The sequence below is a fragment of the Rickettsia amblyommatis genome (genome assembly GCF_002078335.1).
Classification (GTDB): domain Bacteria; phylum Pseudomonadota; class Alphaproteobacteria; order Rickettsiales; family Rickettsiaceae; genus Rickettsia; species Rickettsia rickettsii.
Genome location: NZ_CP015012.1, coordinates 1,046,060 through 1,064,332, shown reverse-complemented (window position 1 = coordinate 1,064,332; position 18,273 = coordinate 1,046,060). Strand labels below are relative to the sequence as shown.

Genomic DNA, 18,273 nt, shown 5'->3' with positions numbered 1-18,273 from the left:
ACGTCATTGCGAGCAGTCGTAGACTGCGTGGCAATCTCGTCAAATATCCTGAGATTGCTTCGTCAAATTACTTCGTAATTTTCCTCGCAATGATGTACTGTATCAATACCTCTTAAGCGTCATACCTTGCAAAACTAAGTCAAAACAATAAGACAGCATATTTTCTTGCGGTTCAATCAATATCGGATTTACTTCACCGCACTCATTATCACACATATTTTTATCAGATAAGTCTAAGCGTGTTTCGAGAGTAGTAAGACTAGGATGCTCTATTCTTATATTTGCACTTCTCAAATAATGAGAAGATTTATAAGGCAACATGCTAATAAAGTAATATTCTCCTTTATTATTAGTAGTAGCAATACCGGAACCGGTAAAGCTTGAATCGCTTTTACTTGTAAATCTTCTTTTATCAACTCTAGTTTTTAAAGGTTCGTAAGGATATTTACCTCCGCTTCCTGCTTGCCATAAATAAACTTTAGCATCCGCAACCGGCACGCAATTCTGATCTAATACTTTTCCTTTAATTAATATCCTTTCACCGTAAAATTTTGATAATCTTCCTGTTTTACGTAATAAATTATTAGTAGTTTCAAAAACTTTTGGCTCATAATCATTAAATATATTTCTAGTAATTTTACAACGATTAAGCTTATTAGGGTAAGTTTTAGAAGCAGCAAATATGTTTAATGTCCATAAACATAAAAAACAAAATATAAATTTTTTCACTTTTCACCACTATATTTATAAAATTCTGCATCTAAATTTAAATCAATTATTTTTATTAATCAAATTATTTTTATTCTCATTTGATTATTAAGTAATTGATTGTTATAGTGTAAACTTTGTTATACTAAAATATTATATAATATATGCAAAAATTTTTATCTTTAATAATTGTAATTTTAATACTTTATAATATAGTAAAGTTAAAAATATCTCCCGACAACAATAATCCTACAACTGTAGCGCAAACGGCTTCAAATAATTCATCTACCGATGAAAACCAAACTAGTATAAATAATGAACCCCCTATTTCATTAAACGGTAACTTATTTGAACGTACGGTTTCAAAAATAGTAATAAATGCTCTTAAAACCGAAGAAGGGAAAGCATTTTTTGAAAATATTTTACAACCGTTAAATGGACCTATCAATCCTAATGATTACACTATTGAAGTACGTAAGGATTTAGTAAAAACACTGTTCAAAATTAATACGCTCGGTAGCGGTAATATCGGTCCCGCTTCTTGTGGACATGTAGTTACCGTATTTTATCAAATATCAGATATGAACAATACTTTAATATCTGAAGATACTAAGACCTTTACTTTAGGCTCTGCTCCTGTAATGCTTGGCTTAGATAATGTAATAATCGGTATGATGGTAGGAGAAGCACGAGAAGCTATTATTCCGGCAAAATATGCCGTTAATAATAGTAATAATATTATCTTCGATGATGCTTATAATTATAAAGTTAATGTAATTTTAAAATCCATATTACCGCAAAATTTTGTTAAAAGTAATGAAGTTAAAATTTATGACGATGAGATAGCTTATCGTGTTCCTTTATTATGTGGTGAAAAAGTAAGCTTTAATGCTAAAATTACTCGCTTATCAAACGGTAAAATACTATATGATTCAAAAGCAAAAGGACAACAAATAGATATGAAAATCGGCGATATTACATATCCTTTAATTTTTTCTTACGCCTTGCAAGGTAAAGTAACGGTTGGAACACGCAGTGTTATTGCTGCAGGCAAAACATTTAAAACTTTAGGTTCTAACATAAATAAAATTATTTCTCATGAATCGTTACCGATCAATGAATATCTTTTGCTTGAACTAGGAGACTTTAAACAAAATTAAATAAATATGAAACAAAATAAAATTCAAAGACAAAAAAATTATATTTTATTATCTATCCTTGTCATAATGATAATAATTGTATATCTTATAGCATTAATAAAAATTGCAGGATAAATTTTGTAATTATTAAAAATTTATCACTCAAATTAAACGAGTATATAAGCATCTTACTTTAAACTTTAATTACGCTAGGAGTATGGAAATTATTAAAAAAAACAAAAATATTATTATATTAGTAGGTTTAATATTTTTAGCAGTAATTATTTATATCTCTACAAGTAAGAGTTCCGATGATAAAACAAACGATAATATATTAGAAGTAAAGATAGCTATACAAGATCATAAATTTGTTCCGAATATAGTTGAAGTACCAAAATCGACTAAGATACGGTTAATTGTTCATAATGAAGATGATACGGTAGAAGAGTTTGAAAGTCATGATTTACATCGTGAAAAAATAGTTATGCCAAATGAGTCAATACATATTATACTTGCACCTCTCAAGTCCGGAAAATATGAATTTTTTGGAGATTTTCATCAAGATACGGCTAAGGGTTTTATAATTGTTAATGATTAGATAAAAAATATGTTTAAAATTGCTTTAGTAGTGTTTCGTGAATGTTTAGAAATATCCTTATTACTTGGTGTAATACTCGTCGTAACAAAACAAATAGAAAAATCTCGTCTTTATATTATTGCTGGAGTAATGCTTGGAGTAGTATTTGCTTCAATTTTTGCATTTTTTACACGTAAATTATCTATAGCTTTTGGCGGAATAGGCGACGAGTTATTCGATTCTGGAATTATGATACTAATAACAATTCTGATTAGCTGGACAATAATATGGATGCAAGGTTACAGTATAAAAGTAAAGCAACATATAAACGACTTATCAGTAAAAATTCATGAAGGTAATGCCAGTTATTTCATGTTGTTTTTTTTAGTTGCCACTACTATATTACGAGAAGGTGCAGAAATTATTATTTTAGTATATAGCATATCTTCAGTTGAAACAATATCAAGCAGTATTTACCTGCAAGGAGTGATAATAGGTGCTACAAGTGGCTTCTTACTTGGTTTAGTAATATATTTCGGTTTCATTAAGATTGCTAATCAAAAATATATTTTTAAAATCTCTACCATATTATTAATGCTAATAGCAGGCGGATTTGCAGCAAGTGCTGCAGGTATTTTAACCTCTTCCGGTCTAGTTATGTTTTTATCCGATCAACTTTGGGATAGTTCATGGTTAATAGCAGATAGAAGTATGATAGGTAAAATCTTACATATTGTTACCGGTTATATTGCAAGACCTAACGGGCTACAAGTACTGGCTTATTTTACTACTATATTACTGATAAATATTGTCATACAAATAAAATTAAGATATTCCAAAAATAACTTAATATCAGTACAAAAAAATGAATCAAATTAATTTTATCAAAGAGAACAATTAAATATGTTAAAACTTTTATCAGAAATTGGTCCGGTAATAGCATTTTTTGCAGGCTTTTTTTATGGAGGCGGTATACAACACGCTACTCTTTATATGCTTATTACCTCTGTCATTTGTATTACCCTTTGTTATGTTATAGATAAGAAAGTATCCAAGCTTTCTATTATTTCTACGACTGTTTTATTAGTTTCGGGAAGCATTACTTTAATTAGCGGCGATTCAATGTACATAAAAATCAAACCTACTATATTATATGTTATTTTTGGCATAATATTTCTCATGAGCGGTATAAGAAAAAATCCTTTTATCAAATATGCTTTAGAGAGTATAGTACGTCTTAAAGAAGAAAGTTGGATAACCTTAAGCTATAGAACAGCGGCTTTTTTCTTTTTTATGGCTGTAGTTAATGAAGTAGTTTGGCGTAATTTCTCAGATGAAACATGGGTAAAATTCAAAGTATTCGGTGTAATACCTATTACTTTTATATTTATTTTACTGCAATTACCTCTTTTATTAAAGAATAAATTACCGGATAGTAAGATATGATATATATAATACCTTACTATTTTTACTTTATGTCATTACCACGTAGGCTTTGTTGCATGGACCGGTAAAATCCACTGTGTCACCCCGTGGCTTGGACCATGGGGTCCATACAAACAATTTAAAATACTAATATTAGTATTTTAAGCTGGATCCCACGATCAAATCGCGGGATGACACAGAACAGCACTGAATCCCTACTTTTACAGAGATAACACCGATGACTTTTTAAAACTCGTAGGGTACTATTGTTATGATATTACAAGTTCTAATTTTTATAGCTCTTTCTTTTAGTCTATCTGCTTGTTTACCTGCTATTTTTACCGCAGCAACCACTACCGGCATTGTTGCTTCAAAAGATCAACCAATGTCTGAAACATTAAATGATGCAAGGATTTCTGCCAGCATTAAAGCTGATTTAGTAAAAAATAATTTTAGAGATTTAGGTGCTAAAATAAAGGTTGAAGTATCACAAGGAAGAGTATTATTAACAGGAAATATTCAAAAAGAATCTGATGCGTTAAAAGCCGTAGAAATTGCTTGGAATCAAAAAAGCGTAAAAGAAGTTATTAATGAGTTGAAAGTAAATAAAAACAGTAATCATTTTGACTTAGCCCAATATACTAAAGATAGTATGATAACCACGCAAATTAAAGCTAAAAATTTAGTCAGAAAAGACATTAAATTTGCTAATTATACTATTCTAACTATAGATAATATTGTTTATTTATTTGGAGTTGCAAGATCAGAAGAAGAGCTAGAAAAGCTTGCTTCTATTGCATCAAAAATAAAAGGTGTTGAAAAAGTTGTGTGTTACGCTAAAATAATGAATAATTTTAACACAAATAATGATAATAGTGAAGAATCATAAATTCAAATTAGACCTCTTACATAACGAAGCTAATAAAGAGAAATTTGAAGGAAACACGGCACGTAGCACTGCAGCATACACTTTAGTACGTGAGGATGCGAATACCGGATTGACGTATACCGCAGATATTTCAAAAGTTGGAAATCAAATAAGTGGTGAGCCTGCACAGCGTATAAAAATACGTGAACACAGGCGAATCCCGAAATTTGACGTACCAAATCTTGAAGTATCAAAGGTATACAAATTACCTTTAGAAGCAAGTTATGCAAAGGGTTTATTACTTCTGTTAATTTTTTGTTTTGGTCTAAGCGGTTGTAATACCTCAAAAAGATTACCTTATTCCCACAAATATTCTTACAAAGAATTATCAAAAGATGATCCTCATAATCTAACTTATAAAGGACATTATAAAGTCGGTAAAAATTATAAAATAAAAGGAAAGACTTATAAACCTCACAACCCTAAATCTTTTACCGAAACAGGTTATGCCTCATGGTACGGTGGACGTAAAGACGGTTTTCACGGTAAAAAAACAGCTAACGGCGATAGATTTAATAGAAATTTATTAACTGCTGCACATAAAACTCTTCCACTCCCTTGCTTAGTTAAAGTTACCAACAAAGCCAATAATAAAGCAGTAATTTTAATGGTTAATGATAGAGGTCCTTTTAAGAAAAATCGTATAATAGATGTTTCTCAAAAAGCGGCTGAAATTTTAGCATTTAAAAATCAAGGTATAACTAAAGTAAAAATAGAATATTTACCTAATGAAACTGAGAAATTGCTAAAAAATATTCATCTAAAAAAACCACAAAGTAAAACTTTAGCTAAAAACTCTAAAAAATCTTCATCTACTAAAGTTACAAAAAACAATAAATGTAGCGTTAATTGTCATATAAAACTTGTAAATTTAAAGTATAAATTGGCAATAAAGCCTTAAAAGATGTGTGAATATTAAATCGTCAGTAGTCGTAGGCGTTGTTGCATGGCGCGATTTTTAACGTCATTGCGAGGAGACATTTATGTCGACGAAGCAATCTCAGGAGTTTTTGTATTACCTCATGAGATTGCCACGACCACTTTGTGGTCTCGCAATGACGATACATATCAACTACGTATATTCTTTTTCTTTATTATTTTTGATTTAGCTTTTGTAGTAGATTTACTATTAGAGGCAAGCTTGATTGAAGGTTTAGGGACTATAGGCTTAATATTAAAATGCTGATCTAGTAGCCCCATCATCTTTTGATCACGAGATGCGGCACTTTTGCCGCCTGTAACAACGGCAATCAATGATTTACCGTTCCTAGAAGCAGTAGTTACTAAATTATAACCTGCCGGTGTATGAAAACCTGTTTTCATCCCTTCTGCACCTTGATAATTTTTAGTAACCCTATTATGTCCGTTTACTACGTTTCCACGAAATACAAAGCTGGTTTTAGCAAATAACGGATAAAATTTAGGATAATCTCTCTTCAAAGCCATAGCAAGTTTAGCCATATCTCTTGCGGTAGTTTGCTGCAATGGGTCATGCCAACCTGAAGCATTTTTAAAATAGGTGTTCTTCATACCGAGCTGTTTAGCTTTAACATTCATTAAATGAGCAAAAGCTTTCTCTGAACCTTTCATGCCCTCAGCAACCGTTACAGCAGCATCATTAGCAGATTTTATAATTAATCCATTAATTGCCTCTCGAACGGTTATAGTTTCCCCTGCTTTTAAACCCAGCTTACAAGGCGGCATTTTTGAAGCTTTTGCTGATACAAGTAATTTTTTATCTAAAGGTAACTTACCGGCTTCAATTGCTTCAAACATTAAGTATAGAGTCATTAGCTTAGTTAAAGAAGCGGGGTAAATCCGAATTTGTGAATTATGGGCCTGCAACACTTTACCGCTTTTTGCATCAATTACTAAACTAGTTTGAACAGGAGGTTTAGGGGTATTTTTTACGGCTTTTGTTGCTTCGCTTATAGGAGCAAAGAAAAATGTTACGACAAAAATATAAGGTAATAAAAATTTCCTAAACATTTTAAATAAATAAAATATTATTAAAATTAAATAAATCAAGTGTGATTTTTCGTCATTGCGAGGAAAAATTGAAAATTTTGACGAAGCAATCCAGTAAAAAATGCATAGCATTTTTTTATTATTTTCCTAGATTGTCACGCTTCCTACGATCGCTCGCAATGACGATGAAAATAATACTTACTACACATTAACCTTTTTATTAAGATACATTAATATAAACAAAGCAGGCAAGGCTAAAATTATAGTAAAGATGAAAAAACCGTCCCAGCCCATCATATTTACGAGTTTTCCAGCATAAATAGTGACAGTATTGTTACATAAACTACTAGCACTACTAAGTAAAGTATATTGTGTTGCGGAATATTTTTTATTACATAAATTACTTATATATCCGACTAAAGCAGTAGCACCCATAGCGGCAGCAAAATTCTCTATAGTAATAGCAATTAATAAAGCTTCAAAAGAAGGAGGCTGATGATTAAGCCAAATAAATGCAAAATGCGTTAAGCTTTGGGCAATACCGGTAATAATCAAACCTTTCAAACTCCCCACCCTATACATTATAATACCACCGACAAAACCGCCGACTAAGGTTGCAATCAATCCATAAAGTTTAGCTATTATTGCTATTTCGCCTTTTGTATAACCAAGCTCTATATAAAAAGGTGAGGCAACCGCTCCAAGCATAGCATCGCCTAATTTAAAAAATATTACCGCAAGTAAAATAGTTGCGGCAAATTCTCTTTTGAAAAAATCCTTGAAAGGATTAATTACTGTAGAAATCCATGAAGTAATAGAAATAATATTCATTCTTTCTCTTACTAATTCTTTTGCGTTTATGGTTATTATAAATATCGTTGCAACGACAAATATTATCGCTATAACACAGAAAGTTAGTTGCCAATTATTTCCAGTTATTTCTGCAAGGTACAAAGCACCTGCCCCTGTAATAAGCATACCGATTCGATAACCGAATACGGCGGTTGCACTAGCTATGCTTTGTGTTGCTTGATCAAACTTATCTATACGCAACGCATCAACGGCAATATCAAACGTGCTAGATAAAAAGCCTAATAATATAGTCAAAAAATATAAAGCAGTTAAAGAAACTTCAGGATTTTCCTTGCTCATAGCAATTAGTACTAAAGCCATTAAAGAGCTACATAATATAAGCCAGCTTTTGCGATGTCCCCACCTACTTAAAAAAGGTATTTTAAAATTGTCGACTAGAGGCGACCAAAATACTTTTAACGAATATGATAACCTTGCAACCGCAAATGTAGTAATAACGGCGATATCTATACCGGATTCTTTTAACCATACCACAAGAGTAGAAAAAATTATAACCAGTGGCATACCGCTAACTATTCCTAAAATAAATATTTCAAATAATCGATAGTCTTTAAAAATCTTGGTAATGAGCATTGTGATATTTCATTAAATCGTCATTGCGAGGCGGGACATAGTCCCGACGTGACAATCTTGCCAAGCATCCTGAGATTGCTTCGCCAATTACTTACATAATTTTCTCGCAATGACGAAAATATTAGTGTTGCAATAATAATTAAGAAATATAAGCTATTTACTTTATAAATCAACCATTTTCTCTTAACTCCTTATTATACAACCTATAATATTCATCTTTATTCTTAAGCAATTGTGTATGAGTTCCTTGTTCACAAATCTCACCGTTTTTCATGACGATAATATTATCAAGATCGGTAATACTGCTTAAACGATGCGTAATAATTAAAGTGGTTTTTCCTTGGCGTAATTTCTTTAATGATTCTAGAATTTTCTGTTCGGAAGCTTGGTCTAAGCTGCTTGTTGCTTCATCCCAAATTAAAATAGGGGCATCTTTTAAGAAAGCTCTAGCAATAGATAAACGCTGACGCTGACCGCCTGAAAGGGTCGCCCCCTGCCCCCCTATCTGCGTGTCGTAACCATTCGGCAGATGCATAATAAACTCATGAGCATCGGCATATTTTGCTGCTCTAATTATTTCTTCTCTTGTAGCGTTTGCCTGACCGTATGCTATATTTTCTGCAACGCTTGTATCAAATAAATGAGTATCTTGAGTAACTAAGGAAATCTGACCTCTAAGTGAAGTAAGCTTAATATCTTTAATATCATGATTATTAATTAAAATTCTTCCTTCATTTGGATCATAAAAACGCACTAATAAATTACTAAGCGAAGTCTTAGCACTACCTGAACGCCCGACAAACGCAATAATTTTATGAGGCTCCAGCCTTAAATCTATATATTTTATAGCTATTTTACTCTCAAACCTTAAAGCTAGTTTTTCAAAAGTAATTTGTGGATTATATAAATCTACGTCTTTAGCATCTTCATGATCTTTAATAAGAGGCTCTGTATCCAAAATACTAAATACCCTCTTAGCTGCTGCTATTCCTTCTTGTAAATTAATATTTAACGATACCAAACTTTTAAACGGTCTATAAGCCGCTGCAAAAGAAGCCAAAAAAGCAAAAAGAGCCCCTGGCGTACTTTTCCCCTCAAGGACTAGATTACCTCCGTACCATACCATCCCTCCAACTGCAAGACCGCTTAAACCCTCCATAATCGGTGAAACCATCGCATCTAGCTTAGATGTTTTTTTGTAGAACTCTAAAATATTATTAATAATCAACGATGCTCTATTACTTTCTATTTTTTCGCCTACAAAAGATTTAATAATCTTAATTGACTGAAATGTTTCATCAAGCCTAGAGGTATAATGCCCAAGCTCTTCTTGTGACTGTGCAAATATTCTTCTTATCTTTCTACCCATCCTTTGCACCGGATAAACAGCTAAAGGGAAAACAAGAAAAACTGCGCAAGATAATAGCGGTTCTAAATGAAACATTGTTGCTATTAAACATACTACAGTTAGGAAATGTTTAGCACATCCGACCAGTAAGTTAGAAACAGCTCCACGCATCAAAGAAATATCATTAGTAAAACGAGATATTAAATGTCCTGAAGATTGGTTTTGAATAAAAGAAATATCGGCAAATAACAAATGCTTATACATTTTTATCTGTAAATCGTTTAGTACCCTCTGCCCAACAAATTTTATTAGATAATTCTGATAATACTCTGAAATTCCTTTTATAACAAAAGTTACAGTAAGCACTATAGGCATTATTATAAGCATTTTCTTATCATGCGTTAAAAAAACCTGATCAATAATAGGTCTAGCCGCATGTACGATCACTGCCGTACAAAGTGCTGCAACAACCATACAAAATATCGAAAAATATATTTTATTTGCGTAAGGTTTAACATGATCTTTTATCAGCCTTTTTATAACATCTGCGGCTGTGTAGTTATCATTTAAATTATTGTTATTCATTCTCGTTAAAAATATTAAATTGATTATGTGATTGATGCGGTACAGGCATTTTCAAATACTCAAAAGCGGCAATCGTGATTACCCTACCTCTAGGAGTTCTTTGTAGTAAACCTATCTGTATAAGATAAGGCTCTATGGTTTCTTCAAGTGCATCACGTTGTTCAGACAAGGCAGCTGCGATCGTTTCAATTCCAACAGGACCGCCGTTATAATTATCCGCTATGAATTTTAGATAACGATAATCATTGCTATCAAGTCCTATACGATCAACTTCCAAACGATTTAACCCAAAATCAGAGATTTCCTTATCTACTCTTGATTTACCGTCAACTGCTGCAAAATCTCTTATACGACGAAGCAATCTTAATGCAATTCTTGGCGTTCCTCTACTTCTTTTAGCTATTTCTTCAGAACCCGAATCGGTCAAATCAATATCAAGTAGTTTACTTGCTCTATTTAGAACTTGCTTCAATTCCTCGGTATTATAAAAATTTAGCCGCATCGGAATACCGAACCTATCACGCAAAGGATTACTAAGCAGCCCAAGGCGTGTGGTAGCACCGATTAATGTAAATTTCGGCAAGGTTATTTTCACTGACCTTGCGGCAGATCCTTCACCGATAATTATATCAAGCTCAAAATCTTCCATAGCAGGATATAAAACCTCTTCAACCGCAGTATTTAAGCGGTGGATTTCATCAATAAATAATACATCGTTCTTTTCAAGATTGGTAAGAATAGCAGCAAGATCAGCTACCTTAAGTATAGCAGGACCGGAGGTGGATTTAAAATTACCGCCGATTTCGTTAGAGATAATTTTAGCAAGCGTAGTTTTACCAAGCCCGGGCGGACCGTAAAATAAAGTATGATCAAGATGCTCATTTCGAGATTTTGCAGCCTTAATAAATACCGAAAGATTTTCCTTAATCTGCTGTTGACCGACAAATTCTTGCAAATATGACGGCCTTATCGGCAATTCTTGATCATTTTCACTTTTTTCAGGTGATAATATATTAGTCATTATTTTAAATCGAATATAATGACTAATAATAGCTAAAAAATAGTTTTATGCTATAAATTATTTTAGACTTTTATATTAGCCCTCTTCACAGAAACTAGTTACCCCTGCTCTAAGTTTATCTACGGTTTCAAAAAATTTTTCTGTATCAGTGATGCCTAAGTTTTGTAATTCTTCTTTAAGGTAATTTTTAATCCTTTATATAACTTGAAATAATGACCAAATATCTCATTTGATAATATTATATTAGGATTTTCATAATAATTTTTCAAAACTTCTGCTACATCTTTTAGAGTAAGGTTATTTTCATCAGTTATTTCTGTAATTTGTGCGTCCAATTCTTGTCTATCTTGAGATTTCATTCCTATCTTATAACCTAAAATATTACATCCAATTAAGCTTTTATTCTCTTTTATAGCATCCGATAAGGCTTTCTTTGATTCCTCGCTTACTTCTGTACTTAATGAAAAATTCAATCAGGCAAGTTTAGTATTGTTAACAAATGAGGATCAGGCAGGAACATTATTATTATCAAAAAATATCCCACTTATATCTAAATCGCTTATTTTTGTTTCGTTTATATCTTCGAATAATTTTATTAAATTTTCTTGTGTTAGAGGATTTGCAAGAGCTTCAATATTAGATTCTTTAAGAAATTTAATAAAATTATTTATTATTACATTGTCTAATCTTATATTTGTATTTTGCAATTCTAAAGTTTTTATAAATTTCTTAAATAAATTATTTATTAATCTATCTAATCCCTTATCTCTTAAATAATTATGAGCTAGTTTAATATTTTCTATAGTTCCGTTTACTCTTAAGGTATCTAAAAGAACATCTATCTTATTAACATTATTCAAAGCATTTATAAAACTAATGTCGGTAATTCGGCATAGCGGATCTTTAAAAAATTCAGCAAATAATTTTATTGATTTTAAACTCCACAAAAAACTATCAGTGCTTAAGTACTTTATAGTAGCATCTCCTTGTAAAGCATTAAATAACCCATTAAAGCATCTGCAGGAATTTTAGAGTATCCAGCAGCTGCAAATACCGGTGATTGTGGTACAAAATTAACCTCGGTAATACTTAAAGTAGCATGGTCTTTCTCTAGCTTTTTTAATATTTCTTCAGCCTGTATTTTTTCTAAATATTCTATTAACTTGGACATATATTTAGACCTATTAATTTTAGTAATTAAATTAATATAAAATAACTGCTAATTTATCAACTAAAAATTAGAATTTCGATTTTTCAGGGCTGTTTTGATTAATTCATCAATAGAGATTTCGGGATTTTGGGTAATGATGCCTTGCACGGCGTTTTGAGCTTCAAATCTAGAAAATCCTAGATTTACTAGAGCTTTTATTACTTCATTACTTGTAACGGGTGTGATATTCTTAATATTTAAGCTATCTTTAATAATAGCTGAACCGCTTGATATTTTCGCTACTTTACCTTTCAGCTCTAACACTATACGTTCAGCAAGTTTAGCCCCTACTCCGGATATTGCTTTAAATATATTTTTATCTTCATTATTTACAGCAATTTGAATATCCGAAGGCGTAAGGCTTGATAAGATAGATAAAGCCATTCTTGTACCTATACCGTTTACTGATTGTAGCAAATTAAAAAAATTCTTCTCTTCTAGAGTCAGAAAACCGTAAAGATGAATATGTTCCTCTCTAACATGGATTTCGATAAATAGTTTATAAAACTCCCCTGCAGCAAGTTTACCTAAAGTTTTACCTGAAGCATAGACTAAGTACCCTACCCCGTTTACGTCAATTATAACGTAATCATCGCCTTGGGAATCAACTTTACCGCTTAATTTACCGATCATATATTTACTTTTTCTTTTTACTATATATTAAAATTAGTGTCGGTAAAGCGGTAATAATTGCTGCTAAGATGTAATGAATAACAAGCGGTCTATCCATCATATGACACTGCCCATCATTAGGAATAGTTCGAGCCAAAACCATATAAGCAACTATTATCGTCACTACTATATATAGACCGGTAAAAAACAAATATTTTATAAAATTTTTCATGTTAATCTCTTTTTGAATCAGTGATATGATGTTATTCCTGCGAAAGCAGAAATCTAGGGGTAAAGCAAGATAAATCGAGCTTTTAAAGAGCTTTAAAGTACTGGATTCCCGCTTTCGCGGGAATGGCATCAGAGGTTTTTTCTTCTCTTAAGTTAACACTCATACACGAAAGCGGGAATGACATTAAAAACTACACAAACTTATAATAAGTTTGATTCTTATCCCCTTTACTTATTAAAAGTTTACGCTCTAAACCATATAACAAATCTCTACTAGCTGTTGCCGTAGAAATATTTTTATGTACAGTAATATAATCTTTTCTAGAAAACCATTGATCTATTAAATTAACCTTAGCAAATTCCATTCTAGATAAAGGCGTATTTGCCTCATATGTAATATTATTACTATATAATCTTAATGCTGCAACTATTTTATCAAGCATCAACTCGATAAATAAGGTCGATTCACCAAGCTTATCACACTTACTTAAAACACTATAATATTCACTTTGATTATTCCTTATCAAACTTTCAACGGAAATATACTCAAAAATTTTATTAGCTTGCATTAGTAATAATTGTTGCCATAATCTACCGATTCGTCCATTACCGTCTGAAAAAGGATGGATAAATTCAAACTCATAATGAAATATACAAGCTTTAACTATTCCAGAAATTGTCTTATCTTGTGCTATAAACTCAAATAAATCCTGCATTAATAAAGATATACGGCTTGCCGTAGGGGCAAAATGTATAATCTCTGTGCCTTTAAATATAGCGGCATTACCTTTACGCCACTTTCCGTTATCTTCTACTAATCCTTGCATTAATATCTCATGTGCTTTTAATAATGATTCAATTTTGAAGGGATTAAATATAGTAAGATTATTGTATAGTTTTATAGCATTTTTTACTTCTAAAATATCTTTTTCAGGTGCGAGTACACGCTTGCCGTTTATTATATCGGTTATCTGCTCCACGCTTAAACTATTTCCTTCAATTGCTAAAGAAGAATGGATGGTTTTAATTTGATTATTTTTTCTAAGTTTTATAGGTTGAGAGTAAAGCTTGCTACCGGCTAAAATACCAAGCTCATAAGAAATATCTTGTGATAACTCCAAGATTTTATTAGTTATTTGAAAAGACGGTTTACTATTCATTATATGATACTATCATATGATACTATCATTGTCTACGAAGAATATTTTTTCTATATCATTCCCATAGGGTATTAGCCTTATTGCATGACTCCAAAATCGTCATTGCAAACAGCCATAGACTGCGTGGCAATCTCATGAGATAATAACAAACTCTTGAGATTGCCTCATCAATTGCTATGCAATGTCCTCGTAATGACGTATATCTCTTTATTTTACAATATACTCATTAGACTACCTACCTCAATATCTTCTATAACACCACTTTTACGATCTTTTAATTCAACAATATTATTTGCGGCTTTTTTAGGACCAATGATAATTTGATGAGGTGAACCTATAAGATCATGCGTTGCAAATTTACTGCCTGGACGTGCTTCGGTATCGTCATATAACACTTCTATATTTTTATCTGATAGCTCTTTATAAGCCATTTCCGCAAGCTCTACGCATTTATTATCATGAATATTTAAATTAATTAGAGAAACTTTGAAAGGAGCAACGCTAGAAGGCCATATGATACCTTTCTCATCGCAATTTGCTTCTATGATAGCCGCAACTAACCTTGAAATGCCTATGCCGTAAGAACTCATTTCTATAGGAGTTAGTTTACCATGCTCATCATTAATAAGTGCATTCATATTAACCGAATATTTTGAGCCTATATAAAAAATATGCCCGACTTCTATTCCTTTACTGCTGGTTATTTCTTGTTCAGATATAGGTAATTTATTTACTTCATGTTTTTCTTCAGCTGCCGCGTACCAACTTTTAATTTCCTCTACATCAATATCAGGATTATCTTTTAATGTCTTAAATTTTTTATCGTAATAAATAGTACTTTCACCAGTTTCGGCGATTATATGGAACTCATGGCTTAAATTGCCACCGATCGGACCGTTATCGGCAATAACAGGGATAGCAAACACGCCTAAATCCCTGAAAGCATTGATATAAGCCTTATACATTTGATTATAGGTTTTAACGGCATTTTCTTCATTTATATCAAAAGAATAAGCATCTTTCATTAAAAACTCTCGTCCTCTCATAACACCAAAACGAGGTCTAATCTCATCACGAAATTTCCATTGGATATGATAAAGATTTTTCGGCAAATCCTTATATGACTTAATATTATGACGAAAAATATCCGTAATCATATCTTCGTTAGTAGGACCGAATAGTAAAGTATTATCGTGGCGATCTTGAAATTTCAGCATTTCTTTACCGTAATTATCAAAACGTCCCGATTCCATCCATAAATGTGCCGGCTGAATGCAAGGCATTAGAACTTCCAAAGCTCCCGCTTTATTCATATTTAAGCGTACTATATTCTCGATGTTCTTCAATACTTTTAAGCCAAGCGGAAGCCAAGTATAAATCCCTGCTGCTTGCTGCCTAATCATTCCGCTTCTAAGCATTAATTTATGCGAAGTTACTTGAGCTTCACTTGGCTCTTCCTTTAACACAGGTAAAAAGTATTTTGATAATAACATATTTTATTTACTTTCTTGCTATATTTATAACCAGTCATTTTGTCATCCCGTGGCTTGACCACGGGATCCAGTTTTTTTAAATTTTTTTCTGGATACCGCGATCAAGTCGCGGTATGACAAAATTACTGGATTTCCGCTTCCGCAGAAATGACATTAATAACGTATCACCTTTTAGCAGTAAGGTTTAAAAATTCATGACGATATTTCTGCTGTTCGGCAAATATACCCGTATAATGCATGGTATTCATAACGCTATTATCTTGCATTACGCCACGCATTGACATACAGCTATGTACGGCAGAAATCTTAACGGCAACGCCAAGCGGCTTTAAATTCTCCTGCACGCTTTCTGCTATCTGTACCGTCATTTTTTCTTGGATTTGTAGTCTTCTAGCAAAAATATTTACTATTCGTACTAGCTTACTTATGCCTACAATACAATTATCAGGAACATAAGCTATATCTACTGTACCGTTAAAAGGTAATATATGATGTTCACAGAAAGAGGTAAATTTTATATTCAGTAAGATAAAATCTTGAAAATTACAAGTTTCATAAAACTTGGTATTTAATATTTCTGCTACATCCTTTCCATAACCGGAAAATATTTCTGCATAGCTATTAATTACTCTATCAGGCGTTTTAAGCAGACCTTCTCTGCTTGGATCTTCACCAATGAATTTTAGTAACGTTCTTACTGCCTCTTTAGCTTCTTCTCTAGTTGGTTTACTCATGTGCTAGTTTTATACTTTTAAAAAACATTACTTTAACACAAAAATATACAAACATCAAGCCGCCTACTATAGCAATAAACTCTCCTCCGCCCATCATTCCCATTAATAGCTTAGCTGACATCGGCATTACACTATTTGGGTTTTTCCGCATAACACCGTAACCACCAGCGAATGCTAGACCTAGTATGTGCAGAATCTGCCCGAATGTTAGGAGGTAAAATGTAAAATTAATAATATTGTCACTGCGAGGAGGCACGAAGTGCCGACACGGCAATCTAGGGAGTTTTTGTATTACCTCATGAGATTGCCACGCTCTTTTTAGTCGCTCACAATGACGTTGATACCTCCCAATACCCAAATAACTACACCCCATACAAGCAATGCTAATCCCTACTATAGACCCGTGATAATGAGCAGGAATTGCTACATTTATATCTGTGATATTCATTGCTATAAGCCCGCCAAGTAAGAATAAAGTAATAGAGCAAAGTAAGATGGCTTTGATTACTCTGTCATTTATTGTAACCGTGTCATCCCGCGGCGTGACCGCGAGATCTATAACATTATTTGTTTGGATCTCGCGATCAAGCCGCGGGATGACAAATACCCACACCAACTCAACCCCCATACCTATTAAACATAAAACAGGAGCAATGCCGCCTAGATATTTCATATGATTTGTATAGAATACTTTGAAGGCTCCATCGATAATATCATAAAATATATGACCGAAAAGTGTAAGAATTCCGAAAATAAAATTTAAATAAAGTAAGAAAAGATAGAATTTTTGAAATTTCAATGCTCTAGCTATTAACTCTCTAAATAAACTAACCCAAATAAATATTAATATTTGAGTATATATAAATTGCAGTAAATGACCTCCGCTCCAAAAAAGTAATTCATAATAAAATTCTATCTCGATTGGAATAATTTGAATGATGTTTTGCAAGCCATTATAAGACCATCCAAAACAAACAAAGCTTAAGATAAACATTATAATAGTCGATAATACGGTAAAATTAACTAGACTATTTAAGTTCGTCCAATCGAAGAAATATAAAATATTTATAGCGTACAATAGCAACGTAACACCAAATAAGCTTAACCCCAAAATAAATACAATATTTTCAAGCATCGGTATATAATTATTCATCACCGGATTATGCCCGGCTATTGGGGAGATAGCGATTAGAAGAGTAGCTAGAAAAGCAAGTTTGGGGTAAAGGCGCAACACGTCATTGCGAGCGAACGTAGAGAGCGTGGCAATCTCAGAAATTTTGTATTGTTTCATGAGATTGCCGCGTCGAGGCTTTGCCTCTCCTCGCAATGACGTTTCACCCCCCCAAACACTAGCCGTAACGGACAATAACCAAATCAATACCGATAAATTAACATGAATAATTAAAGCAGATTTGAAAATATGCGGATTTGGGAAAAAGCTTGATAATTGCGGGGTACGTAGTACCACCAAAATAATTGAATATAAACCCGCAAATCCCAAGGATAAAATACCAAGCTTAAGCCAAGAATTAGTGAAGCTATTATTTTGTAATTGATTGGTAGAATTCATAACTACAGGTAAATATTAAATATAATCTACAAATAGCTCACGGTATTTAAATAAGCAATATTTTTTTATTTGCTTTAGAAACTAACATACGATATTAATAAGTCAATCAAGAGTTAAT

Annotated in this window: 19 protein-coding genes and 1 pseudogene; 6 read left to right on the top strand and 14 right to left on the bottom strand. The window is 32.3% G+C overall.

All coding sequences use genetic code 11. The features are described from left to right. Nucleotides 1-102: 102 nt before the first annotated feature. Complete coding sequence (locus A3305_RS06085) at nucleotides 103-729, bottom strand: dioxygenase (protein ID WP_014392173.1); 627 nt, start codon at nucleotides 727-729, stop codon at nucleotides 103-105. Nucleotides 730-872: 143 nt separating this feature from the next. Between A3305_RS06085 and A3305_RS06080 the strand changes: the two genes are divergently transcribed. The 6 genes from A3305_RS06080 to A3305_RS06055 all read left to right on the top strand — a co-directional run bounded on the left by A3305_RS06080 (nucleotide 873) and on the right by A3305_RS06055 (nucleotide 5,678). Further along, on the top strand, nucleotides 873-1,868 hold the full coding sequence (locus tag A3305_RS06080; RefSeq protein WP_014392172.1) for an FKBP-type peptidyl-prolyl cis-trans isomerase: 996 nt from the start codon (nucleotides 873-875) through the stop codon (nucleotides 1,866-1,868). A gap of 196 nt (nucleotides 1,869-2,064) precedes the next feature. Beyond that, a complete protein-coding gene (locus A3305_RS06075) occupies nucleotides 2,065-2,445 on the top strand; it encodes a cupredoxin domain-containing protein (protein WP_014392171.1) in 381 nt (126 codons plus the stop codon). 9 nt (nucleotides 2,446-2,454) lie between these two features. Beyond that, nucleotides 2,455-3,303 carry an FTR1 family protein gene (locus tag A3305_RS06070; RefSeq protein WP_014392170.1) on the top strand — a complete coding sequence of 283 codons (849 nt, stop codon included), beginning with the start codon at nucleotides 2,455-2,457 and terminating at the stop codon, nucleotides 3,301-3,303. 24 nt (nucleotides 3,304-3,327) lie between these two features. Beyond that, nucleotides 3,328-3,870, top strand: a complete 543-nt coding sequence (locus A3305_RS06065; protein ID WP_014392169.1) for a septation protein A — start codon at nucleotides 3,328-3,330, stop codon at nucleotides 3,868-3,870. A 250-nt stretch (nucleotides 3,871-4,120) separates the two neighbouring features. Further along, on the top strand, nucleotides 4,121-4,738 hold the full coding sequence (locus tag A3305_RS06060; protein ID WP_014392168.1) for a BON domain-containing protein: 618 nt from the start codon (nucleotides 4,121-4,123) through the stop codon (nucleotides 4,736-4,738). Then, a complete protein-coding gene (locus tag A3305_RS06055; protein ID WP_014392167.1) occupies nucleotides 4,716-5,678 on the top strand; it encodes a septal ring lytic transglycosylase RlpA family protein in 963 nt (320 codons plus the stop codon). The genes A3305_RS06060 and A3305_RS06055 overlap by 23 nt, the downstream gene beginning before the upstream one ends. Nucleotides 5,679-5,845: 167 nt before the next feature. On the opposite strand, the gene A3305_RS06050 is transcribed toward A3305_RS06055, so the two are convergent. From A3305_RS06050 to A3305_RS05990, 13 genes and pseudogenes are all read right to left on the bottom strand, one after another. Beyond that, nucleotides 5,846-6,766: a D-alanyl-D-alanine carboxypeptidase family protein gene (locus A3305_RS06050; RefSeq protein ID WP_014392166.1), complete on the bottom strand. Its 921-nt coding sequence runs from the start codon at nucleotides 6,764-6,766 to the stop codon at nucleotides 5,846-5,848. 180 nt (nucleotides 6,767-6,946) lie between these two features. Next, nucleotides 6,947-8,191 (bottom strand): AmpG family muropeptide MFS transporter, encoded by a 1,245-nt coding sequence (locus A3305_RS06045; RefSeq protein WP_014392165.1) that lies wholly within the window; start codon nucleotides 8,189-8,191, stop codon nucleotides 6,947-6,949. A gap of 169 nt (nucleotides 8,192-8,360) precedes the next feature. After that, nucleotides 8,361-10,124, bottom strand: coding sequence for an ABC transporter ATP-binding protein (locus A3305_RS06040; RefSeq protein WP_014392164.1), 1,764 nt, complete (start codon nucleotides 10,122-10,124; stop codon nucleotides 8,361-8,363). Beyond that, the gene (gene ruvB, locus A3305_RS06035) at nucleotides 10,117-11,145 is read right to left on the bottom strand and encodes a Holliday junction branch migration DNA helicase RuvB (RefSeq protein ID WP_014392163.1); all 1,029 of its coding nucleotides are present in this window, start codon (nucleotides 11,143-11,145) and stop codon (nucleotides 10,117-10,119) included. The genes A3305_RS06040 and ruvB overlap by 8 nt, the downstream gene beginning before the upstream one ends. Nucleotides 11,146-11,220: 75 nt before the next feature. Beyond that, a pseudogene (locus A3305_RS11595) lies at nucleotides 11,221-11,504 on the bottom strand (hypothetical protein). A gap of 147 nt (nucleotides 11,505-11,651) precedes the next feature. Beyond that, entirely contained in the window at nucleotides 11,652-12,092 is a 441-nt protein-coding gene (locus tag A3305_RS10690; RefSeq protein WP_014392161.1) for a hypothetical protein, read from the bottom strand. A 23-nt stretch (nucleotides 12,093-12,115) separates the two neighbouring features. Continuing rightward, nucleotides 12,116-12,316, bottom strand: a complete 201-nt coding sequence (locus A3305_RS09595) for a hypothetical protein (protein ID WP_014392160.1) — start codon at nucleotides 12,314-12,316, stop codon at nucleotides 12,116-12,118. 60 nt (nucleotides 12,317-12,376) lie between these two features. Further along, complete coding sequence (gene ruvA, locus A3305_RS06015; RefSeq protein WP_014392159.1) at nucleotides 12,377-12,988, bottom strand: Holliday junction branch migration protein RuvA; 612 nt, start codon at nucleotides 12,986-12,988, stop codon at nucleotides 12,377-12,379. A gap of 4 nt (nucleotides 12,989-12,992) precedes the next feature. Then, the gene (locus A3305_RS06010) at nucleotides 12,993-13,199 is read right to left on the bottom strand and encodes a hypothetical protein (protein ID WP_014392158.1); all 207 of its coding nucleotides are present in this window, start codon (nucleotides 13,197-13,199) and stop codon (nucleotides 12,993-12,995) included. Nucleotides 13,200-13,389: 190 nt separating this feature from the next. Continuing rightward, nucleotides 13,390-14,358, bottom strand: coding sequence for a Fic family protein (locus A3305_RS06005; RefSeq protein WP_014392157.1), 969 nt, complete (start codon nucleotides 14,356-14,358; stop codon nucleotides 13,390-13,392). 212 nt (nucleotides 14,359-14,570) lie between these two features. After that, nucleotides 14,571-15,851 carry a proline--tRNA ligase gene (gene proS, locus A3305_RS06000; protein ID WP_014392156.1) on the bottom strand — a complete coding sequence of 427 codons (1,281 nt, stop codon included), beginning with the start codon at nucleotides 15,849-15,851 and terminating at the stop codon, nucleotides 14,571-14,573. A gap of 164 nt (nucleotides 15,852-16,015) precedes the next feature. Then, nucleotides 16,016-16,585 carry a GTP cyclohydrolase I FolE gene (folE, locus tag A3305_RS05995; RefSeq protein WP_014392155.1) on the bottom strand — a complete coding sequence of 190 codons (570 nt, stop codon included), beginning with the start codon at nucleotides 16,583-16,585 and terminating at the stop codon, nucleotides 16,016-16,018. After that, the gene (locus A3305_RS05990) at nucleotides 16,578-18,155 is read right to left on the bottom strand and encodes a cbb3-type cytochrome c oxidase subunit I (RefSeq protein WP_014392154.1); all 1,578 of its coding nucleotides are present in this window, start codon (nucleotides 18,153-18,155) and stop codon (nucleotides 16,578-16,580) included. The genes folE and A3305_RS05990 overlap by 8 nt, the downstream gene beginning before the upstream one ends. Between the last annotated feature and the right edge of the window lie 118 nt (nucleotides 18,156-18,273).